This is a genomic window from Streptomyces sp. NPDC050508, from assembly GCF_040655155.1.
In the GTDB taxonomy this organism is placed as follows: Bacteria; Actinomycetota; Actinomycetes; order Streptomycetales; family Streptomycetaceae; genus Streptomyces.
On sequence record NZ_JBFAJJ010000011.1, the window covers coordinates 202917 to 227239 of the forward strand.

Here is a 24323-nt window from a genome sequence, read left to right on the forward strand (position 1 = left end):
CGCCGCGCGTTGTGGGGGCTTCGCCACCCACACCCCCCACCTCCAGTGGCCCGGGGTTTTCAGCCCGGTTCGCCCGGCGTGATGGTCACCGTCCAGGCCCCCGAAGCCGTCCGCCCCTCCACCTCCACCCGTACGTTGTCGCCGGGCACGGTGAAGCTCTCGCCGAGGGAGACCGGGGCGTCGGCGAGCGGGGGGTAGACCGAGGTCTCCCAGCAGGCCTCGGTGCGCGGGTGGGCGTCGACGACCTCGATCGGGCCGCCCCCGGACGCCGCGCCGCTGCGCACCCGGTACACGAGGACGCCCTGCTTGCAGGCCGTGCTGTCGTTGCCGACCGGGCTGCGCGCCTCGAAGGCCAGCGCGCTGTCGGTCCCAGTGCGCACCACGGCCAGCTTCGTCCCGAGGCCAAGTCCGAACGCCGGCGATCCCGCCGTACTGCTGGCCGCGGAAGTGCCGGGCCCGGCGGCCACGGGTTCCAGGGTCAGCCGGGTCGGCGCGGTCCCCCGTACGCACACCACCTGGCGCGGATCCAGCCAGCCCAGCTTCCACTTGTGCCAGGCGAACAGGTCGGGGGCCAGTCCGAACTGGCTGCCCATCAGGTCCCAGTCGCCGACATAGGTGTCCCAGTCGCCCTTGCCGTCCACCGGCCGGTGGTAGAGGTCGGGCAGGTCGAAGACGTGGCCCGTCTCGTGGGCGAGGACCAGTCGGTCCGGCGGATGCTTCTCGAAGACCGTGACGACCCGTCGGATGTCCGTGCCGTCGGCCCGCAGCGGAGTGTCCAGGTTGACGACCTTCGTCGCGTCCGAGTCCACACCGGGGGCGTCCGGGTCGGCCACGAAGTAGACGATGTCGTAGCGCGAGAAGTCGACCTGCGGGTCGGAGACGGCGAGCGCGTCGCGGAGATAGGCGGCCCGGTTCACGGGGTTCCAGTCGCGCTGTATGGCGTACGACGTCGACGGGTGCGGCATGCGGATCCAGTTCCGCAGCGGGTGCGGGCGGAGCGTGAACCTGCCGTAGGAGGCGCGTTCGTAGAAGCGGGTGGTGGCCGGGAAGTGGTCGGCGGCCAGTTCGGCGGGGGTGGTCCGCGGGGTCGCGTCGGGGAACGAGAGGAAGATCATCACCGCGCTGAGGGAGCGGGTGGGGCGCGAGTAGGCGGTGTTCCAGGTGTCCAGGCCCTCCGAGTGGTGGGCGTCGGAGCGCTTGAGGGCGCAGGAGGTGGCCGAGAAGGGCTCGGCGACCGACTGGCTGGACATGATCGAGGTCGCGGCGAGCGCGGACATCGTGGTGAACACGGCCGCGGTGCTGCGCAGTCGGGGTCGCGTGCCCCACTGGGTGAGCCCCTTGAGCGCCGTACGGGAGAGCCCCTTGAGGGGGAGCTGACACGGCACGTTGGACCTCCGGGAGCGGGTTCGCGGGACACCGACACCCAGCCTGTGATGGTTTGTTGGGATACGCCCTGTTTATCTGCACCAGAAGGGTGAGAGGGACGCCCGGGACGGCTGAGACACGCCCGGACCGACATCCGGAAACACTCACGGAACGTCACATGTGGTCGGCCATTTGAAGAACCTGCCCAGGTGCGGGCGGAATCGATCTGCCGGAACCGGCCGTTGTTCCGGGACACTGGACAGTGGCTGGAAGGGCCGGGGGCCAACCTCTATGATCGGCACACTTTCCTGCACGGACACGGCACGGCGGCCCCCCACCCGGTCGGCCATCCCGACGAGACCCATCCGAAGATCGAGTGCACTGCGGGAGCGAGCGGTGAGCGGAACGTCCGAAGGGCCGGCGCCCGCGGCAGACCTCATCCGGCCGGCCGTAACAGAGAGTAATTACGAGGCGTCACCTCGTACCGATGTCCCCGATGCCCCCGAGTCCACCGGCTTCTCGGAAGACGGCCGGCTCGGGTCCGCCTTCTCCGCGTCGCCCCTCGCCATGGCCGTCGTGGACCGCGACGGCCTGGTCGCCGGCGCCAACGACACGTTCGGCTCGCTGCTCGGCAAGGGGGGCGCCGCGCTCACCGGGCTCATCGCGGCCGACCTGGTGGATCTGAGGTCGGACGCGCGGACCTGGCACGCCTATCGCGAGGTGCTGCGCGGCAGGCAGGCCAAGCTGAGCTGCGCCCGCCGGGTCAAGCACCCCGACGGGCACTCCCTGTGGGTGCAGGTGACCGTGGCCCCCTTGCCGGCCGCGGAACACGGTGTGCTGCTGTCACTCACCGACATCAGCGACCGCCGTGAACTCCAGGCGCGGCTACGGCACTTGGAGATGCACGACCCGGTGACCCGGCTGCCCAACCGCACCCTCTTCTTCGAACGGCTCTCGGCCGCGCTGGAGGCGGAGTCGTACGAGCAGGGCGGCACCGGGCGGATCGGCCTGTGCTATCTGGACCTGGACGGCTTCAAGGCGGTCAACGACACCCTCGGACACCGCGTCGGCGACCGGCTGTTGGCGGCCGTGGCCGAGCGGTTGACGCGGTGTGCGGACGAGGCGGGGTACGCCCGGGCGAGTTCCCCGCTGGTGGCGCGGCTGGGCGGTGACGAGTTCGCGCTGCTCGTCGAGGACTCGACCGGCACGGACCAACTGGCCGATCTCGCCGAGTCGGTGCTGAAGGCGTTGCAGGCCCCCTTCGACCTGTCCGGGCAGCGGTTGTCGCTGTCGGCGTCGATCGGTGTGGTCGAGCGGCAGGCGGCCGGCACCACGGCCACCGGTCTGATGCAGGCGGCCGACACCACGCTGTACTGGGCGAAGGCGGACGGCAAGTCCCGCTGGACGCTGTTCGATCCGGAGCGCAACGCGCACCGAATGACCCGCCAGGCACTGGCCTCCACGCTCCGCCCTGCCATCGAGCGCGGTGAATTCACCCTGGAGTACCAGCCGTTGGTGGGGATGGAGAACGGACGGCTGCGCGGGGTCGAGGCGTTGGTGCGCTGGAATCACCCGCAGTTCGGCATGCTGACGCCGAATCGGTTCATCGGACTGGCCGAGGAGGACGGCTCGATCGTGCAGCTCGGCCGCTGGGTCCTGGTCACCGCCTGCCGCCAGGCCCGCCGTTGGCAGCTGGACCACCCGGACGAGCCGCCGATCTTCGTGAGCGTCAACGTGGCCGTACGCCAGGTGTGGGACTCGGACCTGGTCGCGGATGTGGCCCAGACGCTGGCCGAGACCGGACTCGCCCCGCATCTGCTGCAGTTGGAGCTGACCGAGTCCGCGGTGATGGGTTCGGCGGGCAGGCCGCTCCAGGCACTCCAGGCCCTCAGTGACATGGGTGTGCACATCGCCATCGACGACTTCGGCACCGGCTACTCGAACCTGGCGTACCTGAGCCGACTCCCGGTCTCCGTCCTGAAGTTGGACGGCTCCTTCGTGCGGGGCTTCCAGTACGAGGGAGAGGGCGTCCCGCCGAACCCCGCCGACGAGGTCATCGTCGAGGCGATGATCCAACTCGCCCACCGGCTGGGCCTGTCGGTGACCGCGGAGTGCGTGGAGACCTCGGCGCAGGCCGCCCGACTGCGCCGGATCGGCTGCGACACCGGACAGGGGTGGCTGTACTCCCGTCCGGTGGCGCCGGATCGTATCTCCGAACTATTGGGAACAAAGGCCTGCCAGCAGACCTGATAAACCGTCAGTCCTGGGAGCCCGTCAACCCGTAGGCGTCCGCGATCAGTTCGTACGAGCGCAGGCGCAGGTCGCCGTTGTGGGCGTGGGACGTGAGCATCAACTCGTCGGCGCCCGTGCGCTTCTGGAGGTCGTCGAGGCCGGTGCGGACCTCGTCGGCGGTGCCGTGGATGACGTTGGCGTTCCAGGAGGTGATGAACTCCCGCTCCATGGAGCTGAATTCGTACGCCTCGGCCTCTTCCGGGGTGGGCACGAGTCCGGGGCGGCCGGTGCGCAGCCGGACCATGTTGAGGGCGGCGGCCAGCACCTGGCGGCGGGCCTCCTTCTCGTCGTCGGTGGCGAGGGCGGAGACACCGATCAGGGCGTACGGCGCGTCGAGCACCGCGCTCGGGCGGAAGGACTCGCGGTAGAGGTCCAGGGCCGGGACGGTGTTCTGCGCGGAGAAGTGGTGGGCGAAGGCGAACGGCAGGCCGAGCATGCCGGCCAGGCGGGCGCTGAAGCCGGAGGAGCCGAGGAGCCAGATCGGCGGGCGGTGCGGGGACTGGACGCCGCCGGGCGAGGTCGCCTGGATCGGGCCGGGGACCGCGTGGATACGGGCGTAGGGGTGGCCGTCCGGGAAGTCGTCGTCCAAGAAGCGGGTGAGTTCGGCGAGTTGCTCGGGGAAGTCGTCGGCGCCCTCGTTCAGCCGGTCCGTGCGGCGCAGGGCGGCGGCGGTGGCGCCGTCGGTGCCGGGGGCGCGGCCGAGGCCGAGGTCGACGCGGCCCGGGGCGAGTGCCTCCAGGGTGCCGAACTGTTCCGCGATGACGAGCGGCGCGTGGTTCGGGAGCATGACGCCGCCCGAGCCGAGGCGGATGCGGTCCGTGTGGGCGGCGAGGTGGGCCAGGATCACGGCGGGCGAGGAGGAGGCGACGCCCGGCATCGAGTGGTGCTCGGCGACCCAGTAGCGGTGGAAGCCGCGCGACTCGGCGAGCCGGGCGATCTTCACGCTGGTGCGCAGCGCGTCCGTGGCGGTGCGGCCGGCGCCCACGGTCACCAGGTCCAGTACGGAGAGGGGGACGGGGGCGGTGCCCTGTGCCGTGCCCCGGATCTCGTCGTCTGCCGCCACGGTGGTGCCTCCTGTTGTGAGCTGTGCGGTGTTCTTCCGGACCTAACAGGAGGCTGTCTCCGCTTTATTCCCGGAACCCGGCCGGGCGGCTCAGCCGACCTGCACCAGCGGCTCCTTCGTGAACAGCGTGCCCAGGTCCGGCGCGTTGACCTTGCGGTCCGCCAGCCGCAGGGCCTCCCACACCGTGACCTGGTTGGCCGTGAGGACCGGCTTGCCCAGTTCCTTCTCCAGGTCGGTGATGTGGGCGGCCGTGTGCAGGGCCGTGTCCGGGAGGAGGACCGCCTCGATGTCCGGGCCGTCCACCGACCGGGCCAGCGCGAGCACCTCGCCGTAGCCCCACGTGCCGACCTCGGCCGCGGTGATGATGCCGGAGGCGCGCACCACGGCCGGTTCCACTCCCCCGGCCCGCAGGAAGTCCGCGAAGAGGGCCGCAACGTCGTCCGGATACGTCGCCCCTACGGCCACCCGTCGCACCCCCAGCTCCTTCGCCGCGTACACGAAGGCGAAGGACGTCGACGACGCCGGCAGGCCCGCCGCCCGGGCCAGGGCGCGGATCTGGTCGTGGGCGCCCTCCCAGCCGTAGACGAAACTGCCGCTCGTGCAGGCCCAGACGACGGCATCGGCGCCCGACATGCGGAGTTGTTCGACGCCCGCCGTGAGGCGCTCGGGGGAGCCCATCTCCAGGAGGGCGTCCACGCGGTGTGCGTCCTCGCCGATGTCGGTGTGGACCAGGTCGAGGCGGACGTCGCTGCCGAGGAGCTGTTCGATGCGCGGGTAGTCGTCCTCGGCGGAGTGGCCCGGGTAGAGGAATCCGAGTGCGGTCATGACCAGCCTTCCTGGTGTTCTTCGGGCAGTACCGGCCCCCGGCGGCGCGCCGATTCGTCCAGCAGCGCCTGGTAGGGGCCCACGGCACGGGTACCCAGTCGACGCAGGGCTGCCCACATCGTGACCTGGTTGGCCGATATGACGGGTATGCGGAGTTCTGCCTCCAGCTGGGGGATCACGTCGTACGTCGGAAGGTTGGTGCAGCTGATGAAGAGCGCGTCGGCCTCGCCCTTGACTGCCTGGTGGGCCATGTCGACGACGTCCCGGTACGGGACCTTCCAGATGTGCCGGGTCAGGCCCATGAAGGCGCGGCCGGTGACCTCGACGCCGGCCTCGGCGAGGTACTCCTCCAGGGACTGGGTGACGGACACGGTGTAGGGGGTGACCAGGGCTATCCGGCCGGCGCCCAGTTCGGTGAGGGCGGCCAGGAGGGCGCCCGAGGTGGTGAGGGACGGGACCTCGCCCGCCCGGGTCATCGCCTCGCACATCGCGCGTTCCCCGGCGACTCCGCCGACGAAGCTCCCCGAGGTGCAGGCGTACGCGACGACTTCGGGGGCCACCGCGTTCAGGGTGCGGACCGCGTCGTGGAGCGTCTCGTGTTCGCTGACGAGTCGCGCCAGGTCGAGGCTCACCTCGACGGGCACGAACGGCGTCCGCGTGAGGTGCAGCGAGATGTCGTCGGGGACCCAGCGCCACAACTCGCGGTCCAGCGCGAAGTCGAAGGGGGCGACGACACCGACACCGCGCTGCGGGCGGGGTCCGCCCAGGAAGGAAACGTGCATGGCTACACCGGCCTCACCAAGAGAAACGGGGTGACAACGGTCCGTGCGGGCGTCCGTGTTGACGAAGGTAGGTTCGAGTGCGAGCGTGGTCAATCCGCGCATGTCAGACGGCCGCGCCCGGTGCTTCACGCTGTACTTCCCGCGAGAAACGGCTTCGCATGACCGCAACTCCCGCCGCCCTGCCCACCCTTCTCGTCCTGGACGCCGACCCGCTGCCCCGGCTCGGCAAACTCACCGGCCGGGTGCGCGTCGAGCACGCCGACGCGTCGACACTCGCGGATCAACTGTCCTCCGCGGACGTTCTGTTGGTGTGGGACTTCGCCTCGCACGCGGTACGCGCCGCCTGGCCCGGCGAGGGTCCGCGCCCGCGCTGGGTGCACACGGCCAGCGCGGGTGTGGACCACTTGATGTGTCCCGAACTCGCCGCCTCCGACACGGTGGTGACGAACGCGCGGGGCGTCTTCGACCAGCCGATCGCCGAGTACGTCGCCGCGCTGGTCCTCGCGATGGCCAAGGACCTGCCGCGGACGCTGGACCTTCAGCGACAGCGGACCTGGCGGCACCGCGAGGCGCAGCGGGTGGCCGGTACCCGGGCCTGTGTGGTCGGCTCCGGGCCGATCGGGCGGGCAATCGTCCGCACACTCAAGGCACTTGGCGTGACGACCGCGCTCGTCGGCCGCACCCCGCGCACCGGTATCCACGGCCCCGGCGAACTCGACCGGCTGATGGCGCGCGCCGACTGGGTGATCTCGGCGGCACCGCTCACCGACGAGACGCGCGGCATGTTCGACGCCCGCCGCTTCGGCTGTATGCAGCCCTCGGCGCGCTTCATCAATGTGGGGCGGGGTCAACTCGTCGTGGAGGACGCGCTCGCGGAGGCCCTCACCAAGCACTGGATCGCGGGCGCCGCCCTGGACGTCTTCGAGGCCGAACCCCTCACCCCCGACAGCCCGTTGTGGCACGTCCCGGGGCTGATCATCTCCCCCCACATGAGCGGCGACACGGTCGGCTGGCGGGACGAACTCGGCACGCAGTTCGTGGCGGCGTACGAGAGATGGGAGGCGGGCAAGCCGCTGCCGAACGTGGTCGACAAGAAGCGTGGGTACGTACCGGGGCACTGAACTCCCCACTCTGGAGGGCCGGATGACGACCGAACTCACCGAGCTGACCGCCGTGGAACTCCTGGACGGTTACCGCAGGCGGGAGTTCAGTCCCGTGGAGGCGACCCGAGCGACCCTGGAACGGGCCGAGGAGATCCAGCCCGCCGTGAACGCGTTCGTACGGCTCGACGCGGAGGGCGCGTTGGCGCGGGCGGCCGAGTCGACGGAGCGGTGGCGGCGCGGGGAGCCGGCCGGGCTGGTGGACGGGGTGCCGGTCACCGTGAAGGACATCCTGGTGCAGCGCGGCGCACCGACCTTGCGTGGCTCCAAGACCATTGCGGAGCAGGGCAGTTGGAACGAGGACGCGCCCTCGGTGGCCCGGCTGCGTGAGCACGGCGCGGTGTTCCTCGGCAAGACGACGACCCCGGAGTTCGGCTGGAAGGGCGTGACGGACTCCCCGTTGTCGGGCATCACCCGCAACCCGCACGACCCCTCGCGCACGGCAGGGGGTTCAAGTGGTGGGAGCGCGGCGGCCGTTGCCCTGGGCGCGGGCCCGTTGTCGCTGGGCACGGACGGTGGCGGCAGTGTCCGTATCCCCGCGTCCTTCTGCGGGATCTTCGGACTGAAGCCGACGTACGGCAGGGTGCCGCTGTACCCGGCGAGCGCGTTCGGCACGTTGTCGCATGTCGGCCCGATGACGCGGGACGCGGCGGACGCGGCGCTGCTGCTGGACGTGATCGGCGTCCCGGACGCCCGCGACTGGTCGGGGCTCGACCGGCCGCCCGCCTCCTTCACGGAGGGGCTGGCAAAAGGCGTGCGTGGTCTGCGTGTCGCGTACTCGCCCTCCCTCGGCGGTCAGGTCGCGGTGCGTCCGGCGGTCGCGGCGGCGGTACGGCGGGGCGTGGAACGGCTGGCCGCACTCGGCGCGTACGTCGAGGAGACCGACCCCGACTTCAGCGACCCGGTGGACGCCTTCCACACCCTGTGGTTCAGCGGCGCGGCCCGGGTGACCCAGAAACTCGCGCCGCAGCAACGGGAGTTGCTCGATCCGGGGCTGCGGGAGATCTGCGCCGCCGGGGCCCGCCTCTCCGCGCTGGACTACCTGGCGGCGGTGGACGTCCGCATGGAACTCGGCCGCCGCATGGGCCTGTTCCACGAGCGCTACGACCTCCTCGTCACGCCGACCCTCCCGATCACCGCGTTCGAGGCGGGAGTTGAGGTCCCGAAGGGTTCCGGGCACCGCCGCTGGACCGGCTGGACCCCGTTCACGTACCCCTTCAACCTGACGCAGCAGCCCGCGGCCACCGTCCCGGTGGGGAACGACGGCGACGGGCTGCCGGTCGGGATGCAGATCGTGGGGGCACGACACCGGGACGATCTGGTGCTACGGGCGGCGCACGCCTGCTTCACGGCCGGGGTCAGGCCCGCCGGAAGCTGAGCGTCTCCCCCGCCGCGCCCGACCGCCACAGGTCGTTGCACGCCTCCGCCATCTCCTCCAGGCCCTCGACCACCTGGCCCCAGACGATGCCGGGCACCCAGCCCACATCGCCGTTGAGGAGGAGGTTGTTGCGTTCGTAGAACAGGGCGAGGTCGACGACCGTCGTGCCGGCGCGGACCTCGCGGTCGTAGCCGTAGGCCTTCGTGCCCAGTTCCGTGCCGGCGAAGGCGAAATAGCAGAGGTCACCAGGTATGGGGGTGACTGTGGGGTTCTCCAACGGCGGTTCCGTTTCCGCGAAGGGCGGGAAAAGGGCGTAGATCTCGTTGCGGGCGTACTTGGCGTGGTAGACGTCGCCGGCCAGCGGGAGTGCGTTCCAGATCGCCGCGCAGGTCAGTGGCGCACGTTCTACCAGCAGTTTTGCCCGGCAGTGGACGTTCCGCTTTGCGAGTGAGACCGCGATGAATTGATCCGTCATGTCTTCCAGGGTGCATAACCCTGATGCGGTCGGGTAGCTGCGCGCCCATGGCTCCACCACATGGGAACGACAGACACACATCCGGTCACACGCCGGGTCACACCCGCCGGGCACTGCTCGCCGGGGTGGCGGCGGCGGGTGCGCTGGGCGCGGCCGGCTGCAGTCGGGTGGCCACCGCTTCGACCACGAGCGGCGGTGAACTCCTCGACCGGCTGAAGGCGCAGGGCGTCGTACGGCTGGGGATAGCGGGTGAGATCCCGTTCGGGTACATCGACAAGGACGGTCAACTGACCGGTGAGGCACCGAAGTTGGCGGAAGCGATCTTCAAGCGGCTCGGCGTCGACAAGGTGCAGCCCGTGCCCACCGAGTTCGGCTCGCTCATACCCGGCCTGAACTCGCAGCAGTTCGACGTCGTGGCCGCCGGGATGTACGTGACCCCGGAACGCTGTGCGCAGGTCATCTTCGCCGACCCGGACTACCAGGTGCTCGACGCGTTCGTCGTCCGCAAGGGCAACCCGAAGGGGCTGCACACCTACAAGGACGTCGTCGCGAAGAAGGCGAGGTTCGCCACCGGCACCGGGTACGCGCAGATCCAGCACGCCGTCGACGCCGGGTACAGACAGAGCGACATCCTGATCGTCCCGGACCAGGTCGCGGGACTGAATGCCGTAGAGGCAGGGCGTGTTGACGTCTTCGCCGGTACGGCGCTCACCACCCGCGCGGTCGTGAAGAAGTCCGCCAAGGCCGAGTCGACCACGCCCTTCGCGCCGCTCCTCGACGGCAAACCGCGGATCGACGGGGGCGCCTTCGCGTTCCGGCCGACCGAGACGAAGCTGCGCGACGCCTTCAACGTCGAGCTGCACAAGCTCAAGAAGAGCGGGGAGTTGTTCCGCATCCTGCGGCCCTTCGGGTTCACCAAGGCCGAGATGACGGACCTCACCGCGAAGGAGCTCTGCAGCGGATGACCTCGGGCCTTTGGGAACTCGTCCTCAAAGGAGTCTGGACCACCGTCCAACTCCTCGTCCTCAGCGCACTGTTGGCGACCGCCGTGGCCTTCGCCGTCGGCATCGCCCGTACCCACCGGCTGTGGATCGTCCGCTTCCTCGCCGGTTTCTACACCGAGGTGTTCCGCGGCACCTCCGCCCTCGTCATGATCTTCTGGGTGTTCTTCGTCCTGCCGGTCGCCTTCGGCTGGCAACTCGTCCCACTGTGGGCGGGCACCCTCGCCCTCGGCCTGACCTACGGCGCGTACGGCACGGAGATCGTGCGCGGCGCGCTCAACGCGGTCGACCCGGCCCAGCAGGAGGGCGGGGTCGCGCTGAGCTTCACGCCCTGGCAGCGGATGCGGCTGATCCTGCTGCCGCAGGCCGTGCCGGAGATGATCCCGTCCTTCTGCAACCTGCTGATCGAACTGCTCAAGGGCACCGCCCTGGTCTCGGTCATGGGCATGGGCGATCTCACCTTCAGCGCCAACCTGGTGCGGCTCGCGCTGCAACAGAGCGCGGAGATCTACACGTACATCCTGCTGATCTACTTCGTGATCGCCTTCACGCTCACCCGGCTGATGCGCGGGCTGGAGAAGAGGCTCAAGGCCGGGATCGGCAAGGCGCCCGCGAGCACCGAGTCCAAGCGGGTCCGGACCGTGGGCGTCGGAGGTGGGGTCTCGTGAAGTGGGACTGGAACGCCGTGAGCGACTTCATGCCGTACTTCTGGGACGGCCTGAAAGTCACCCTGCGGATACTGCTCCTCGGGTCGCTGATGTCCTTCGCGCTGGGACTGGTGTGGGCGCTGCTGATGCGGACGCCAACCCGCTGGGTGCGCTGGCCAGTTGGGGTCGTCACCGAGTTCGTGCGGGACACCCCGCTGCTGGTCCAACTGTTCTTCCTGTTCTACGTGCTGCCCGAGTGGGGCCTGACCTTCTCCGCGCTGACCACCGGTGTCTTCGCGATCGGGCTGCACTACTCGACGTACACGATGCAGGTCTACCGCGCGGGCATCGAGGCGGTGCCCGTCGGCCAGTGGGAGGCGGCGACCGCGCTGAACCTCCCGGTGCGCCGGACCTGGACGGCCGTGATCCTGCCGCAGGCGATCCGCCGGGTGATCCCGGCGCTCGGCAACTACGTGATCGCGATGCTCAAGGACACCCCGATCCTGATGGTGATCACCGTGCTCGAACTGATGGGCCAGGCCCGGCTGTTCTCCCAGGAGCACTACCAGTTCACCGAGCCCATCACGGTGATCGGTGTGGCCTTCGTCCTCATCTCCTATCCCGCCTCCCTGCTGATCCGAGCCCTGGAGCGACGCCTTGTCCGCTGACACGCCCCTGACGAAGGAATCCGACGCCAACGCCAACCCCCCGGTGGACGGCAGTGAGTTGATCCGCCTGGACCACGTCACCAAGCGCTTCGGGTCCAACACCGTGCTCGACGACCTCGACTTCTCCGTGGAGTCCGGCAAGCACGTCACCCTGATCGGCCCGTCCGGGTCGGGCAAGACCACGATCCTGCGGCTGCTGATGACCCTGACCGAGCCGGACGAGGGCACGATCACCGTCGACGGGGAGCAGCTCTTCCCCGCGCCCGAGAAGCAGGTCCGGGAGATCCGCAAGAAGATCGGGATGGTGTTCCAGCAGTTCAACCTGTTCCCGAACATGACCGTGCTGCGCAACATCACCGAGGCGCCGGTCACTGTCCTCGGCATGCCCAAGGACGAAGCGGAGGCGCGCGCCCTGGAGCTGCTCGACCTGGTGGGCCTCGCCGACAAGGCCGGCGCCCGCCCGACCCAGCTGTCCGGCGGCCAGCAGCAGCGCGTCGCCATCGCGCGGGCGCTGGCGATGCGACCGCAGGTGCTGCTCCTCGACGAGGTGACGTCCGCACTGGACCCGGAGCTGGTCGCGGGCGTGCTCGACGTGCTGCGGGACATCGCCCGCACCACCGACATCACCATGCTCTGTGTGACCCACGAGATGAATTTCGCCCGGGATATCTCGGACCAGGTCCTGATGTTCGACTCGGGAAAGGTCATCGAATCGGGCCCGCCGGAGCGAATCTTCGGCGATCCGGAACATCAGCGGACCCGGGAATTTCTCGGCGCGATTCTTTGACATTTATTCAACTACAGCAAGTGAACAGTCGAACACCCAAGGTCCACGTCCCGTGGCATTCCTTTGACATATGCCAAAGGGTTCGCGTCGCAGTTGGGAGGGCATCAAGAGGGCCACAATCTCGCCAACAGCCGCTCCACATCGGCCGTTTCACAGCTATCGTGGAGGGGATTCGCTGTCCGGTATCACGGCCCAAAAAGCGAGCGCAGGGAGAAACACCGTGGCGCTGATGCACGAGCCGACCGCTCCCTACCACTCGGTACAGGACGCACTGCGCATCCTGGAGACCGTCGCGAGGCAGTCCACCGGCGTCACGGACACCGAACTCGCCCGTCTCACCGGCCTCGGCGTCGAGCGCCTGACCATACTGCTGCGGACACTGCGCCGCGAAGGGTACGTCGAGCAGGTCACCGACGGCGCCTACGTCACCGGCGAGGCCCTGAACCGGCTCGGCTCCGCGGCCGGCCGCGAGCAGGCGGTGCGCGAGCAGATCCAGCGGACCCTCGACCGGCTCCGCGACTCCCTGGGCGCGGCGGTCTACGTCAGCCGGTACGTCGACGGCGAGGTCACGATCACCCAGTACGCGGCCGGCCCCACCACCCCGGCGGTCAACGAGTGGGTCGACTTCCGCTTCTCCGCGCACGCCACCGCGCTCGGCAAGAGCCTGCTGGGCCAGCTCGACCACAACGGCCGCCGCGACCACCTCTCCCGGCACAAGATGGCCCGCCTCACCTCGCGCACGATCACCAGCGACCGGCTGCTGCTCTCCCGCCTGGAGACCCAGCCGGCGACCGTCCCCCACCTCGACCTCCAGGAGTACGCGGTGGGCACGGTGTGCGCGGCGGTCCCGATCACGGCCGGTTCCTCGGTGGGCTGCCTGGCCCTCTCGCTCCCGGTCGAGCACGCCCACCGCCTCCGCCAGGCGGCGGACACGCTGAACCGCGAGGCGGGACCGGTACTGCTCTCCCTGGCCATCTAGCGCGCCGCGGGCTGGTTCGGAGCACCCCTCCGGACCAGGTAGTATTTTTCTCGTCGCCCTCCGCGAGACTCAGATCCAGCGGAAGGCGTGAGTCATGCGCCGCTAGCTCAGTTGGTTAGAGCAGCTGACTCTTAATCAGCGGGTCCGGGGTTCGAGTCCCTGGCGGCGCACCGGTGAAGGGCCCCTCGTTCCGACGAGGGGCCCTTCGGCGTCCTCCGGGGTGAGCCGTCGGTAGGCCGCCTCCCCCGGGGGCCGCCACCACACCGGATCGGCGCACCGGACCCCCTCCCTCCTGAGCCCCGCCCGATGGATCTTGTTGGTCGCCGTCACCGGCATCCGCTGGACCACCCGCACGAACCGTGGCGCCATTTTCGTTCCCAGGTCCGGCTGGGCCAGCAGGAACTCCGCGAAGCCGAGCGGGTCGAAGTCGCCGGCGATCGTCGCCATGACCTGGTCGCCGGTCACCGGGTCCGGTACCGCGTACACCGCCACCGCGTCGGCGCCCTCGTACCGGGCGACGATGTTCTCGATCATCGCGGCGGCCAGGTTCTCGCTGTCGACGCGGAGACGGTCGTCGGTGCGGCCGGCGAAGTAGAGGTAGCCGTCGGTGTCGCGGTAGAAGAGGTCACCGGTCCAGTACCAGCCCTCGCGGCGCCGCTCGGCGTCCGCCTCCGGGTTGCGCCAGTAGCCCTCGAAGGGGTTGGTGCCACGGTTCACCAACTCCCCTATCGCCTCTTCCCCGTTGAGCAGCCGGCCGGCCGAGTCGAAGGCGGCGGGCGGGCATTCGGCCCGCGTCTCGGGATCGAGTACGGCGAGCCCGGGCGCCGCCCGCCCGACCGCCCCCGTCGGTGTCCCCGGCGACCACTGCACCGCGGCGCCGCCCTCCGAGGACCCGTACCCCTCCACCAGCCGCACCCCGAACCGCCGCTCGAACGCCGCCGCGTCCACCGCCCCCGCCTCGGTGCCGAAGCCCATGCGCAGCGGGTTGTCCCGGTCGTCGGTGCGTTCGCCGGTGGCCAGGATGTACTGCACGGCACGGCCGACATAGGTGAAGTACGTGGCCCGGTACGCGCGTACGTCGTCCAGGAACCGTGACGCCGAGAAGCGGCGGCGCAACGCCACCCCCGCCCCGGCCGCCAGCGCCGGTGCCCAGTCGGCGATCACCGCGTTGCCGTGGAACATCGGCATGCAGATGTAGTGCACGTCGTCCGGGAGGATCCCGAAGCTGTCGACCAGTGAGCGGCCGGCCGCTGCCAGGCGGCCCTGGGTGCAGATCGCGGCCTTCGGGGCGCCGGTGGAACCGGAGGTGAAGTAGAGCAGGATGCGGTCGTCGGGGGTGGCGCGGGAGAAGGCGGAAGGGCGCGCGTCGGCGTACGGGGCGAGCAGGTCGTCGTAAGCCTGAGTGTCCGTCACCAGGAGGCGGACGCCGGGGAGTTGGAGGTTGTCGAGGAGTGGCAGGTGGGTGCGTTCGGTGACGAGGACCCGGCACTCGGTGTGCAGGATGTCGCGGGCCAGTTCGGGGCCGCGGCGGGTGGGGTTGATACCGGCGACGGCCGCGCCCGCGAGGGCCGCCGCGCTCAACCACAGGGGGTATTCAGGGGTGTTGTCGAGCAGGACACCGATGTGGGGTGCGGCGCCGCGCGGCAACAGGTCCGTGAGGAGTGCCGCCCTGGCGGCGGCGCCGGCCGCCGTCTCGTGGTGGGTGAGCACCTGTTGCCCGCACCACAGCCCGGGGCGGTGGTCGCCCCACCGCGCCTGCACGAGTTCCGCGACGGTACGCCTGCTGGACTCCATGGGGGCGCACGGTAGTTGACGTACCGTCAGATAGGGAGACTACGAGCCCATGAAGTCGAACATCTTGTGGGCCACGAGGATGAAGACGACACAGAAGGTGACGATCACGCCGAAGAACACCAGGGCGCAGCCCGCGCCCGCCGCGAGCTTCCCGCGGGACGGGGCGTGGGCGGTGGCCCGCTCGGGGTGATCGGCCGCGTAGTACACGGTGACGATGTCGCCCTCCAGGGTCGTCCCCGGCCCGTTCCGCTCCTCGAACCTGACCGTTCGGCCCTCGCGCGTCGTGAACTCGTAGACGTGGTGCAGCGTCGTCGACACCATGGTGTCCCCGGCGCCGCCGCTGGTCGTCGTGTACGTCCGCAGACAGCGGGCCTCGGCCGTGAGCCCGCTGCTCCAGGCGCTGTTGACCTGGCGCGAGCGGCGGATCACGCTCACCGCGCCGAGCACCACGACGGCGATGATGAGAAGTGGCGCGATGTAGAACAGCTCTTCCATGGTGTCCCCCGAGGTCAAGTACCGCTTGGTGGAGGGAACCTACCCCCGGGGGATGCCGAACTGCCTCAAGCAATGCTCAGAACCTCATGCTCAGAACGTGACGTCGTCGCAGGAGTAGAACGCGTTGGTCGTGTCCGCGATCGTCCACACCGCGACGATCACGTGGTGGCCGGAGAGGCCTGAGGGCAGGGTGCCGCTGTGGGAGATGGTGGACGACGAGGGGCGCTGGCCGTTGTAGGGGACGGTGAGGAACGGGGTGGTGTTGAGGTCCGAGCGGGCCAGGTTGTGGTTCTGGTTCCAACCCGCCTTGGTGACGTAGTACTTGAAGTCCGTCGTCGCGTGGATCGCCGTGAACTGCCAGCGGAACGTGTACGACTGACCACCCGTCACCTTCGTCGTCGGCCAGGCGCCGCCGGACGGGGTCACCGGTGAACTGAGCTGGCTGAAGCGGCTGATCCCGCCGTTGCAGATCTGGCCGTCGGCGGGGCCGGCCGCCGGGAAGCCCTTGGGGCCCTCGACGCTCTGCGGCTCGTACTGGATGTCACCGCAGTTCGTCACCGTGCCGTTGGCACAGAGCTTCTGCCTGCTGATGGGGAGGTCGGTGTAGCCGTGGCTGCTCGCGGCCCCGGACGAGAGCACGATGGCCCCGGCCGTGGTGAGCCCGAGCACGCCCGCGTACCACTTGGTCTTTTTGCGCATGCTGCCGCTCCTGGAGAACGTGTGGGGAGTTCCGTGAGCCGTGCAGGTCTAGACCAAGTCTCAGATTATTGCCCTTACTTGACCGTGTCCAGACCGCTCACGGCGCGGCTTCTCCCCGTCCCGAACAGAACGCGACCGTCAAGTCCTTCACCAGCGCCTTGCGTTCGTAGTCGTCCAGCTCCACAAGACCCCGCATGGTCAGCCGCGTCACCGTGTCCTCCACGGAGTCGACCACCGACGTGAGCATCGTCGCCCGCTGCTGCGCGTCCAGCGTGGCGATACGGCGGCGGGTCATCGCCGCGGCGACCTCCGGGGCGTACTCGACACGGAGCGGCCGCACCGAGAACACCTCGATGCCGACCGGCGCCGAGTCCGCCGCGACCAGCCGGGACAACGCGTCGACGGCCAGGTCGGCCGCGCCCTTCGCGCCGCCGCCCGGCGGCTCCACCGGCACCCGCGCCAGCGCCGCCTCCACGCACTCGCGCAGATACGTCTCGTGGTCCTCGACCCCGAGCGTGGCCCGCGCGGTGTCCCGTACCCGCCACACCACGAGGACCACGACCCGGAGCGCGACCCCGTTCGCGTCGGCCGCCGGCATCGGCTCGCTGCGCCAGTGCCGGAGCCGTACGTCGACGCGGCGGCGCAGCAGCAGCGGGTTGACCCACATCAGGCCGGTGCGCCGGACGGTCCCCCGGTACCGCCCGAACAGGCCGAGCACCCAGGCCCGTCCGGTACGGCCCCGGGCCAGTCCGCCGAAGCCGAACAGACCGAGCGCGCCGGCCCCGGCGTACGCGGCCCACTGCGCGGGACCGAGTCCGGCACCGGCGTAGAACGGCAGCCGTAGCGCCTCGGTCGCGAGCGGGGGCAGGACGCCCGCCCACCACGAGGTGGCCAGGCAGCCGGCGAGTCCGCAGGAACCGGCGAGCACGCCCGCCGTGCCGGGCAGCACCCGGGCGGGGCGCTCCACCAGGTCGGGGTCGACCTCCGGGGCCGGGCGCGGCTTGGCCGGGACCGGGCGGCGGAAGCGCGGCTGCTCACCGGTGCCCTGCCTGCGTGCGACGACGGCGGGCCGGAGCGGCACCGACACCGGGTCGGGGTCGTCGCGGAACAGCAGGTGGACGGGGATCTCGGTGGTCGCCTCGTTCTGGATGAGCCGCGCGGGACGGGTCTGTCCCTCGGGCGGCCCCTCGTTCTCGGGCGTCTGTGATGTGGTCGTCGTACTCATAGGTGCCTCCAGCCTCCGCGCCAGATACGCCATGACAGTGCTTGGATGTGTTGGCTTACGAGAAGAGGCGGCGCCAGGTCTCCGGGCCCGGGTAGCCGTCCGCCGCGCCGCCCCGCCAGCCCTGGGCGCGCTGGAAGGCCTCGACGTTGCGCCGGTCCGGCTCGCCCCAGCGCGGTCCCGGGCCGGTCGTGTAGTACTTGCCGAATCCCTTCTTGACCAGCTGCTTTCCCAGCTGGGTGACGTACTTGTTGGTCGCGCCGGGGCGGAACATGCCCCGGCCCGGGTAGCCGGGGACGCCGTGCGAGGCGGGGGCGGGCGGGCCCGCCGCTCCCACGGCCGCGCCGCCGATGCTCCTGCCCTTGCCGGTGACGAGCAGATCCCAGGTCTGCGGACCCGGCAGGCCGTCCGCGTCCGCGCCGGTCCAGCCCTGGGCCCGCTGGAAGGCCTGGGTGGCCCGCCGGTCCGCGTCCGACCAGCTCGGACCCGGACCCGAGGTGTAGTACGAGCCCGCGCCCCGGGCGACGAGCATCGTGCCGAGCTGGGTGACGTACTTGTTGGTGGCACCGGGGCCGAAAGACGCCGCTCCCGGATACGCCGTCTTCGCCGTGACCGCGCCGGCCGGGGTCACCGGAGGCACCGGGTCGGCCGTCGGGGGCAGCTCCGCCGCGCTCTCCGTCAGGCCCCTGTACCGGTAGGGGACATAGCTGTCCGAGTGGCTCCAGTACGCGTACGGCGTGGACTGGCGGCGGGCGTGCGAGGGCGTCTCCTCCAGGGCGATGTAGTAGGTGTGCGTGTAGTCGGTCCAGCCGCCGAAAATGACGACGTGGGAACCTTTCTCCGGGTTCTCCAAATTGTGGAAGAGGAGAATGTCGCCGGGCTCCAGTTCGTCCCTGGAAATACGCACCCCGTACTGGTCGAGACTCCCGGTCCATTCGTTCCCCGGCAGCCCCCAGGCCATCGAGACGAACCCCGAACAGTCCTGCCGGTAACCGTCCGACCAGTACGCGTTCATGCTGTACGGCACCTGCGCCGCGATCCAGGTCTTGGCCCGGTTGATGATCTGGGCGCGGGTGGTCGCGGGCGCCTTGACCGCACCGGCCGGCTTCGCCGGTTTCCCGCTCGGGCCGTGCAGCGGGGCCTTGCTGCCCTGCGGGGTCGCGGGCTCGTCACCCGTGTCACCTGCGGGAACGCCGGGTCGGGCCGGGGCGTGCGGGGCGGCGGCGGCCGGTACCGCCTGCCCGGCGGCGAGGGCGGCGGACGCGGCGGCCGCCACGACGAGGACCCGCTGGGCGGCGTGGTGGCCGCCGGTGCGGACGGTCGGGGAATGGGGCAGAACTCGCCGCCAGTAGGCACATCCGGGGCAGTCGCAATCGCTCGCGGGATCGAATTCCTCGAATACCGGAGTCTCCATGCGACGCCCCTCACACTCCAGGTGGAAATATCCGCGCTCGTGCACGTCCGCCAGTTTCTCAACTGTCTTCCGGACTCGCATGTTGACGGTCCGAATGATGTACAGAGGCCCGCCGGGGCCCGTCCGGGGGTGGTCACGAGCACCCGTCCACGTCCGGTAGAGTTGTGCAGGTCAGCAGGCGCCGCTAGCTCAGTTGGTTAGAGCAGCTGACTCTTAATCAGCGGGTCCGGGGTTCGAGTCCCTGGCGGCGCACAGACAGCAAGGCCCTCCGCACCGCGGGGGGCCTTTTGCATGGGCGGAGGATCCGCGGGGGCGGAACACAGCTCACCCTCCGTTTGGCCGGATACTCTCTGGCCATGGCAGCCCGTGACCTGCAGGAGCGGATCAAGAAGCTCATCGTCGACCGTCGGCTGCCCTCCGGGGCCCCGCTGCCGACCGAGCCCGAGCTGATGGTGTTCCTCGGGGCGAGCCGGAACTCGGTGCGGGAGGCGCTCAAGGCGCTGCAGGCGATGGGGATCGTCGAGATCCGGCACGGGTTCGGGACGTACGTCGGCCCGATGTCGCTCGCGCCGATGATCGAGGGGCTCGCGTTCCGTACCGTCGTCGGGCACTACCGCGGCGAGGACAGTCTGCTGCAGCTGCTCGAACTGCGGGAGGCGGTGGAGTCGGGGCTCGTCTCCCGGCTCGCGGGGCGGCTGCCGGAGCGGGATCTCGTCGAACTGGACGCCCTGGTGGGCCGGATGGAGCAGGAGGCCGCCGAGGGGGCGGGGCTCGCGGCGACCGACCGCGCCTTTCACGCGACCCTCTACCGGGGGCTGGACAACGCGCTGCTGAGCGAGGTCCTGGAGGCGTTCTGGGACGCCTTCCACCGGGTGCACACCGATCTCGTGGCCGCTCCGCAGGATCCGCACGTCACCTGCCGCCAGCACCGGGAGATCCTCGACGCGGTCCGGTCCGGGGACGCGAATCGTGCCGAGAGCGCCATAAGAGAACACTTCGACAACGTGCGCACAAGGCTGTCCACAACGGCTCCACATGATCCCCACACGCGCCCCAATGAACGCGTATGACCGGTTAACACCGCGTTTCATGTCTTGCGATCAAGCTGAACACCGTAGAACCCTGGTTTTGAAGATGCTGTCGTTACACGGCAGTTGAGGGGGTAAGGAACCGGTTGCGCGGTTTCGCGGGGAGGAGGGGCCCCGCCCAGGAACAGATGTCGGAGGGGGCATCTTGCAACCGGACGGTCGCAGTCGCATGTCTTTGTGAGCGGACTGTGTGGTGACTGTGGCCACCACTGACACGCCCGTCGAGAGTCGAGGGGGACGCCGGCGGGCGGCCGAGACAAACAAACACGCGCTCTTCTGCGTGTGGGGGGATGACTCATGACGTCGACGCCGACGGGCGCCCGGCAGAACTTCGACCCGTCACAAACCACCGAACTCAGAGTGCCGGGACACCGGACCGGCAGCTTCCGCCGCATCAAAAAGACGCTTCCGAGATACGACTACGAGCACTACAGCCGCCTGGCCGGGCCCCTCACACAGCCCGACCCGGACAAGCCGTACAAGGTCCAGTACCGGTCACTGCTGTCACAGGAGACACACCGCGTCCGCGCCGCCCTCATGCTGAGTGCGGCGCCGCTGCTGTCCCTGGTCCTGCTGGGCTGGCTGATGCAGCCGGAGCACTGGACCCAACGCGACTATCCCGCCTACGACTTCCTGCCCGCACTGGACATCGTGATGCTGGTCGCGATCGGTCTCATCGAGTTCTTCCGCTGCATGAACGTGCTGTCCAACGCGCACGCCACGCTGGTCGCCCGCGACCCGATCCCGGTGGTGCCCGAGACCGGCACGCGCGTCGCGTTCATCACGACGTTCGTGCCCGGCAAGGAACCCCTGGAGATGGTCACCAAGACCCTGGAGGCGGCCGTACGGCTGCGCCACCGGGGCCTGTTGCACGTGTGGCTGCTGGACGAGGGCGACGACCCCGAGGTCAAGGCGGTGTGCGGGCGGCTCGGCGTGCATCACTTCACCCGCAAGGGAGTCGAGCGCTGGAACCAGCCCAAGGGCGCGCACCGCGCGAAGACCAAGCACGGCAACTACAACGCCTGGCTGGAGGCGCACGGCGACGAGTACGACTACTTCGCCTCCGTCGACACCGACCACGTGCCGCTGCCCAACTACCTGGAGCGGATGCTCGGTTTCTTCCGCGACCCGGACGTCGGTTTCGTCATCGGCCCCCAGGTGTACGGCAATTACGAGGGCCCGGTCACCAAGGCCGCCGAGTCGCAGCAGTTCCTCTTCCACGCCCTGATCCAGCGGGCCGGCAACCGCTACGGCTCGCCGATGTTCGTCGGCACGTCAAATGCCGTACGGATCAAGGCACTTCAGCAGATCGGCGGCCTGTACGACTCGATCACCGAGGACATGGCCACCGGCTTCGAGATGCACCGGGCCAAGAACCCGGCGACCGGGAAGAAGTGGAAGTCGGTCTACACGCCTGACGTGCTCGCGGTCGGCGAAGGGCCCAGTGCCTGGACGGACTTCTTCACCCAGCAGCTCCGGTGGTCGCGGGGGACGTACGAGACGATCCTCAAGCAGTACTGGAAGGGCTTCTTCTCGATGCCTCCGGGCAAGCTCTTCAACTACACCATGATGATCATCTTCTACCCGATGTCCGCCCTCAACTGGATCCTGGCCGCGCTGAGTTGTGCGCTGTTCCTGGGCCTGGGCGCCTCGGGCGTGAACATCGACCCGACGGTGTGGCTGATGCTCTACGGCAACGCGTCCGCGCTGCAGATCGGCCTCTACATCTGGAACCGGCGGCACAACGTCTCCCCGCACGAACCGGAGGGGTCGGGCGGGGTCGCTGGCATGGTGATGTCGGCGCTGTCGGCGCCGATCTACGCCCGCTCGCTGATGGACGCCGTACTGCGCCGCAAGAGCAAGTTCGTGGTCACGCCCAAGGGCGACTCGGCAAGCCCCGACACGCTGTTCGGGACGTTCCGGGTGCACTGGTTCTTCATCCTGATCTTCGGCGGCTCGCTGATGGCCGGGTTCGAGAACGGGCACTCCCATCCGGCGATGATCACCTGGGCGACGTTCGCCCTGCTGATCACCGCGTCGCCGATCCTGGCCTGGCGGTACATGCTGCGGCAGGAGAAGAAGAAGCCTGTCCTTCCGGCCGAGCCTCAGGATGCCGTTCCCCCGCCGCAGGCGTTGCCGGTCGCGCATGGCCCTCAGCAGAAACCCAGTTGGGCGGCCTCGAACAGCGGTGAGCAGACCATGCAGATCGCGCTCGGTGGACTGGGGGGACGTAAGGAATGAAGGAAGCCGGCCGGCGCCGTGCCCGTCGACTCGCGATCAGCACGGTGGTTGTTTTGGCCCTGGCCGGGATGAACGGGCCCTGGCTGTACAGATTCGGGACCGAGAGATACCACCAGTACGTCATCAACAAGCCCGAGTACAAAGCCGACAACGGTCACTGGGACATCATCGACTTCCCGAAGGAATACCGGCAGGACACCATCCACGCGGTGCTCCTACACACCGGGAAAGTGCTGCTCGTGGCAGGCTCGGGCAACAACCAGGACAACTTCAACGCCAAGAAGTTCGAGTCGCGGATCTGGGATCCCGTGAAGGGCACCATCAAGAAGATCCCGACTCCGGCCGACCTGTTCTGCACGGGACACACCCAACTCGCCAACGGCAACATCCTCATCGCGGGCGGCACCAAGAAGTACGAGAAGCTGAAGGGCGACGTCAAGAAGGCCGGCGGCGTCATGATTCTCTACAACGAGAATCCCGACAAACCGATGACCCTGCCCCAGGGCACGAAGTTCACCGGCAAGGCGAACGGCAAGTCGTTCGTGTCCACGGACTCGGCGCTGATCCCGCGCGCGACGAAGGTGTTCGACAAGAAGACCGGCAAGTTCCTGCGGAACAACCCCGGTTACGCCCGGGTCGTCGTAGAGGCGCCGAAGGAAGGCACCCAGTACGAGACCGGTACGCAGGACAACTACCGGATCCAGGGGCTGACCGGCGCCGACGAGCGCAACACGTATGGCATCGGGAACAAGTTCGGGCTCGACAAGCGGGACTTCGAGGGGATCAAGAACGCGTACGAGTTCGATCCGGTCGCCGAGAAGTACATCAAGGTCGATCCGATGAACGAGGCGCGCTGGTATCCGACGTTGACGACTCTGTCGGACGGCAAGGTGCTCAGTGTCTCCGGGCTCGATGACATCGGGCAGTTGGTGCCGGGGAAGAACGAGATCTTCGACCCGGCGACGAAGAAGTGGACGTACACGAAGACGAAGCGGCAGTTCCCTACGTATCCGGCGTTGTTCCTGATGGAGAACGGGAAGTTGTTCTACTCGGGGTCGAACGCGGGGTACGGGCCGGACAACGTGGGGCGTGATCCCGGGATTTGGGACGTCGACACCAACTCGTTCACGAAGGTGCCGGGGCTCAGCGATCCGAACATGCTGGAGACTTCGGCGACCGTGTTGTTGCCTCCGGCTCAGGACGAGAAGTACATGGTCATTGGGGGTGGGGGGGTTGGTGAGTCCAAGTTGTCCACCGACAAGACTCGGCTCGTTGATCTGAAGGACGCCAACCCCAAGTTCGTGGACGGGCCTTCGCTGGAGAAGGGGACCCGGTATCCGCAGACGTCGATCCTGCCTGATGACACGGTGCTGGTGTCGGGTGGGTCGGAAGACTATCGAGGGCGTGGCAACTCCGACATCCTTCAGGCTCGGCTCTATCACCCTGACACCAACAGTTTCGAGGAGGTCGCCGATCCGTTGGTGGGGCGGAACTATCACTCCGGGTCGATTCTGTTGCCGGACGGGCGGGTGATGTTCTTCGGATCCAATCCGTTGTACGCGGACAAGGCGAACACGAAGCCGGGGGTTTTTGAGCAGCGGATCGAGATCTATACGCCGCCGTATCTGTACCGGGATTCTCGGCCGGATCTTTCCGGAGGGCCGGGGAGCATTGCGCGGGGGGCGTCCGGGACGTTCACCTCGCAGCATGCTTCTTCGATCAAGAAGGTGCGGTTGATTCGGCCGAGTGCGTCCACGCACGTCACGGATGTTGATCAGCGGTCTATCGCGTTGGACTTCAAGACGTCCGGGAACAAGATCACGGTGACTGTGCCGAAGGATCGGAACTTGGTGCAGTCGGGGTGGTACATGCTGTTTGTGGATGACGATCAGGGGACGCCGAGTAAGGCGCTGTGGGTCAAGGTGCCGTAAGAGGTTGTCAGTTGGCT

21 protein-coding genes and 2 tRNA genes are annotated in these 24323 nt (G+C 69.0%); 13 read left to right on the forward strand and 10 right to left on the reverse strand.

Annotated elements, in window-relative coordinates:
* Nucleotides 1–59: 59 nt before the first annotated feature.
* Nucleotides 60–1385: a M6 family metalloprotease domain-containing protein gene (locus tag AB0I69_RS29800; RefSeq protein ID WP_363098801.1), complete on the reverse strand. Its 1326-nt coding sequence runs from the start codon at nucleotides 1383–1385 to the stop codon at nucleotides 60–62.
* Between the two features lie 376 nt (nucleotides 1386–1761).
* Between AB0I69_RS29800 and AB0I69_RS29805 the strand changes: the two genes are divergently transcribed.
* Nucleotides 1762–3615 carry an EAL domain-containing protein gene (locus tag AB0I69_RS29805; protein WP_363098802.1) on the forward strand — a complete coding sequence of 618 codons (1854 nt, stop codon included), beginning with the start codon at nucleotides 1762–1764 and terminating at the stop codon, nucleotides 3613–3615.
* Nucleotides 3616–3622: 7 nt separating this feature from the next.
* Here AB0I69_RS29805 and AB0I69_RS29810 read toward each other — a convergent pair whose 3' ends face one another.
* From AB0I69_RS29810 to AB0I69_RS29820, 3 genes are all read right to left on the reverse strand, one after another.
* Nucleotides 3623–4720 carry an LLM class flavin-dependent oxidoreductase gene (locus AB0I69_RS29810; RefSeq protein WP_363098803.1) on the reverse strand — a complete coding sequence of 366 codons (1098 nt, stop codon included), beginning with the start codon at nucleotides 4718–4720 and terminating at the stop codon, nucleotides 3623–3625.
* Nucleotides 4721–4810: 90 nt separating this feature from the next.
* Complete coding sequence (locus AB0I69_RS29815) at nucleotides 4811–5545, reverse strand: decarboxylase (protein WP_363098804.1); 735 nt, start codon at nucleotides 5543–5545, stop codon at nucleotides 4811–4813.
* The gene (locus tag AB0I69_RS29820; RefSeq protein WP_363098805.1) at nucleotides 5542–6327 is read right to left on the reverse strand and encodes an aspartate/glutamate racemase family protein; all 786 of its coding nucleotides are present in this window, start codon (nucleotides 6325–6327) and stop codon (nucleotides 5542–5544) included. The genes AB0I69_RS29815 and AB0I69_RS29820 overlap by 4 nt, the downstream gene beginning before the upstream one ends.
* Before the next feature lie 158 nt (nucleotides 6328–6485).
* Here AB0I69_RS29820 and AB0I69_RS29825 point away from each other — a divergent pair, with 158 nt between their 5' ends.
* Both AB0I69_RS29825 and AB0I69_RS29830 read left to right on the forward strand, forming a co-directional pair.
* Complete coding sequence (locus AB0I69_RS29825) at nucleotides 6486–7448, forward strand: D-2-hydroxyacid dehydrogenase (RefSeq protein WP_363098806.1); 963 nt, start codon at nucleotides 6486–6488, stop codon at nucleotides 7446–7448.
* A 22-nt stretch (nucleotides 7449–7470) separates the two neighbouring features.
* A complete protein-coding gene (locus AB0I69_RS29830; RefSeq protein WP_363098807.1) occupies nucleotides 7471–8865 on the forward strand; it encodes an amidase in 1395 nt (464 codons plus the stop codon).
* On the opposite strand, the gene AB0I69_RS29835 is transcribed toward AB0I69_RS29830, so the two are convergent.
* A complete protein-coding gene (locus tag AB0I69_RS29835; RefSeq protein ID WP_363098808.1) occupies nucleotides 8846–9340 on the reverse strand; it encodes a DUF3830 family protein in 495 nt (164 codons plus the stop codon). The two genes, AB0I69_RS29830 and AB0I69_RS29835, sit on opposite strands and share 20 nt — an antisense overlap.
* 47 nt (nucleotides 9341–9387) lie before the next feature.
* Here AB0I69_RS29835 and ehuB point away from each other — a divergent pair, with 47 nt between their 5' ends.
* From ehuB to AB0I69_RS29865, 6 genes are all read left to right on the forward strand, one after another.
* On the forward strand, nucleotides 9388–10305 hold the full coding sequence (gene ehuB, locus AB0I69_RS29840; RefSeq protein WP_363098809.1) for an ectoine/hydroxyectoine ABC transporter substrate-binding protein EhuB: 918 nt from the start codon (nucleotides 9388–9390) through the stop codon (nucleotides 10303–10305).
* The gene (gene ehuC / locus AB0I69_RS29845; RefSeq protein ID WP_363098810.1) at nucleotides 10302–11009 is read left to right on the forward strand and encodes an ectoine/hydroxyectoine ABC transporter permease subunit EhuC; all 708 of its coding nucleotides are present in this window, start codon (nucleotides 10302–10304) and stop codon (nucleotides 11007–11009) included. Before ehuB ends, ehuC begins: the two co-directional genes overlap by 4 nt.
* The gene (gene ehuD / locus AB0I69_RS29850) at nucleotides 11006–11656 is read left to right on the forward strand and encodes an ectoine/hydroxyectoine ABC transporter permease subunit EhuD (protein ID WP_363098811.1); all 651 of its coding nucleotides are present in this window, start codon (nucleotides 11006–11008) and stop codon (nucleotides 11654–11656) included. Before ehuC ends, ehuD begins: the two co-directional genes overlap by 4 nt.
* A gap of 7 nt (nucleotides 11657–11663) precedes the next feature.
* Complete coding sequence (gene ehuA / locus AB0I69_RS29855) at nucleotides 11664–12443, forward strand: ectoine/hydroxyectoine ABC transporter ATP-binding protein EhuA (protein ID WP_363098927.1); 780 nt, start codon at nucleotides 11664–11666, stop codon at nucleotides 12441–12443.
* A 220-nt stretch (nucleotides 12444–12663) separates the two neighbouring features.
* Nucleotides 12664–13422, forward strand: coding sequence for an IclR family transcriptional regulator C-terminal domain-containing protein (locus AB0I69_RS29860; protein WP_363098812.1), 759 nt, complete (start codon nucleotides 12664–12666; stop codon nucleotides 13420–13422).
* Between the two features lie 96 nt (nucleotides 13423–13518).
* Nucleotides 13519–13592, forward strand: a tRNA-Lys gene (locus AB0I69_RS29865).
* On the opposite strand, the gene AB0I69_RS29870 is transcribed toward AB0I69_RS29865, so the two are convergent.
* The 5 genes from AB0I69_RS29870 to AB0I69_RS29890 all read right to left on the reverse strand — a co-directional run bounded on the left by AB0I69_RS29870 (nucleotide 13558) and on the right by AB0I69_RS29890 (nucleotide 19046).
* The gene (locus AB0I69_RS29870) at nucleotides 13558–15216 is read right to left on the reverse strand and encodes a long-chain-fatty-acid--CoA ligase (RefSeq protein WP_363098813.1); all 1659 of its coding nucleotides are present in this window, start codon (nucleotides 15214–15216) and stop codon (nucleotides 13558–13560) included. The genes AB0I69_RS29865 and AB0I69_RS29870 overlap by 35 nt on opposite strands.
* 39 nt (nucleotides 15217–15255) lie before the next feature.
* Nucleotides 15256–15711, reverse strand: coding sequence for a DUF3592 domain-containing protein (locus AB0I69_RS29875; RefSeq protein WP_363098814.1), 456 nt, complete (start codon nucleotides 15709–15711; stop codon nucleotides 15256–15258).
* 90 nt (nucleotides 15712–15801) lie between these two features.
* Nucleotides 15802–16410 carry a lytic polysaccharide monooxygenase auxiliary activity family 9 protein gene (locus AB0I69_RS29880; protein ID WP_363098815.1) on the reverse strand — a complete coding sequence of 203 codons (609 nt, stop codon included), beginning with the start codon at nucleotides 16408–16410 and terminating at the stop codon, nucleotides 15802–15804.
* Nucleotides 16411–16507: 97 nt separating this feature from the next.
* Complete coding sequence (locus AB0I69_RS29885; protein ID WP_363098816.1) at nucleotides 16508–17635, reverse strand: SPFH domain-containing protein; 1128 nt, start codon at nucleotides 17633–17635, stop codon at nucleotides 16508–16510.
* A 55-nt stretch (nucleotides 17636–17690) separates the two neighbouring features.
* On the reverse strand, nucleotides 17691–19046 hold the full coding sequence (locus tag AB0I69_RS29890; protein ID WP_363098817.1) for a peptidoglycan-binding protein: 1356 nt from the start codon (nucleotides 19044–19046) through the stop codon (nucleotides 17691–17693).
* Nucleotides 19047–19224: 178 nt separating this feature from the next.
* Here AB0I69_RS29890 and AB0I69_RS29895 point away from each other — a divergent pair.
* The 4 genes from AB0I69_RS29895 (at nucleotide 19225) to AB0I69_RS29910 (ending at nucleotide 24306) form a co-directional block, all read left to right on the forward strand.
* A tRNA-Lys gene (locus AB0I69_RS29895) sits at nucleotides 19225–19298 on the forward strand.
* A gap of 104 nt (nucleotides 19299–19402) precedes the next feature.
* Nucleotides 19403–20116, forward strand: a complete 714-nt coding sequence (locus tag AB0I69_RS29900) for a FadR/GntR family transcriptional regulator (RefSeq protein ID WP_363098818.1) — start codon at nucleotides 19403–19405, stop codon at nucleotides 20114–20116.
* A 315-nt stretch (nucleotides 20117–20431) separates the two neighbouring features.
* Nucleotides 20432–22375, forward strand: coding sequence for a glycosyltransferase family 2 protein (locus AB0I69_RS29905; protein WP_363098820.1), 1944 nt, complete (start codon nucleotides 20432–20434; stop codon nucleotides 22373–22375).
* Entirely contained in the window at nucleotides 22372–24306 is a 1935-nt protein-coding gene (locus tag AB0I69_RS29910) for a kelch motif-containing protein (protein WP_363098821.1), read from the forward strand. The genes AB0I69_RS29905 and AB0I69_RS29910 overlap by 4 nt, the downstream gene beginning before the upstream one ends.
* Nucleotides 24307–24323 lie beyond the last annotated feature (17 nt).

Excerpts from the sequence above, each read along its gene's own strand:
- AB0I69_RS29815 (WP_363098804.1), bottom strand. The coding sequence starts at position 5,545 with ATGACCGCACTCGGATTCCTCTACCCGGGCCACTCCGCCGAGGACGAC.
- AB0I69_RS29820 (WP_363098805.1), bottom strand. The coding sequence starts at position 6,327 with ATGCACGTTTCCTTCCTGGGCGGACCCCGCCCGCAGCGCGGTGTCGGT.
- AB0I69_RS29825 (WP_363098806.1), top strand. The coding sequence starts at position 6,486 with ATGACCGCAACTCCCGCCGCCCTGCCCACCCTTCTCGTCCTGGACGCC.
- AB0I69_RS29830 (WP_363098807.1), top strand. The coding sequence starts at position 7,471 with ATGACGACCGAACTCACCGAGCTGACCGCCGTGGAACTCCTGGACGGT.
- AB0I69_RS29835 (WP_363098808.1), bottom strand. The coding sequence starts at position 9,340 with ATGACGGATCAATTCATCGCGGTCTCACTCGCAAAGCGGAACGTCCAC.
- ehuB (WP_363098809.1), top strand. The coding sequence starts at position 9,388 with ATGGCTCCACCACATGGGAACGACAGACACACATCCGGTCACACGCCG.
- ehuC (WP_363098810.1), top strand. The coding sequence starts at position 10,302 with ATGACCTCGGGCCTTTGGGAACTCGTCCTCAAAGGAGTCTGGACCACC.
- AB0I69_RS29870 (WP_363098813.1), bottom strand. The coding sequence starts at position 15,216 with ATGGAGTCCAGCAGGCGTACCGTCGCGGAACTCGTGCAGGCGCGGTGG.
- AB0I69_RS29875 (WP_363098814.1), bottom strand. The coding sequence starts at position 15,711 with ATGGAAGAGCTGTTCTACATCGCGCCACTTCTCATCATCGCCGTCGTG.
- AB0I69_RS29880 (WP_363098815.1), bottom strand. The coding sequence starts at position 16,410 with ATGCGCAAAAAGACCAAGTGGTACGCGGGCGTGCTCGGGCTCACCACG.
- AB0I69_RS29885 (WP_363098816.1), bottom strand. The coding sequence starts at position 17,635 with ATGAGTACGACGACCACATCACAGACGCCCGAGAACGAGGGGCCGCCC.
- AB0I69_RS29890 (WP_363098817.1), bottom strand. The coding sequence starts at position 19,046 with ATGGAGACTCCGGTATTCGAGGAATTCGATCCCGCGAGCGATTGCGAC.
- AB0I69_RS29900 (WP_363098818.1), top strand. The coding sequence starts at position 19,403 with ATGGCAGCCCGTGACCTGCAGGAGCGGATCAAGAAGCTCATCGTCGAC.
- AB0I69_RS29905 (WP_363098820.1), top strand. The coding sequence starts at position 20,432 with ATGACGTCGACGCCGACGGGCGCCCGGCAGAACTTCGACCCGTCACAA.
- AB0I69_RS29910 (WP_363098821.1), top strand. The coding sequence starts at position 22,372 with ATGAAGGAAGCCGGCCGGCGCCGTGCCCGTCGACTCGCGATCAGCACG.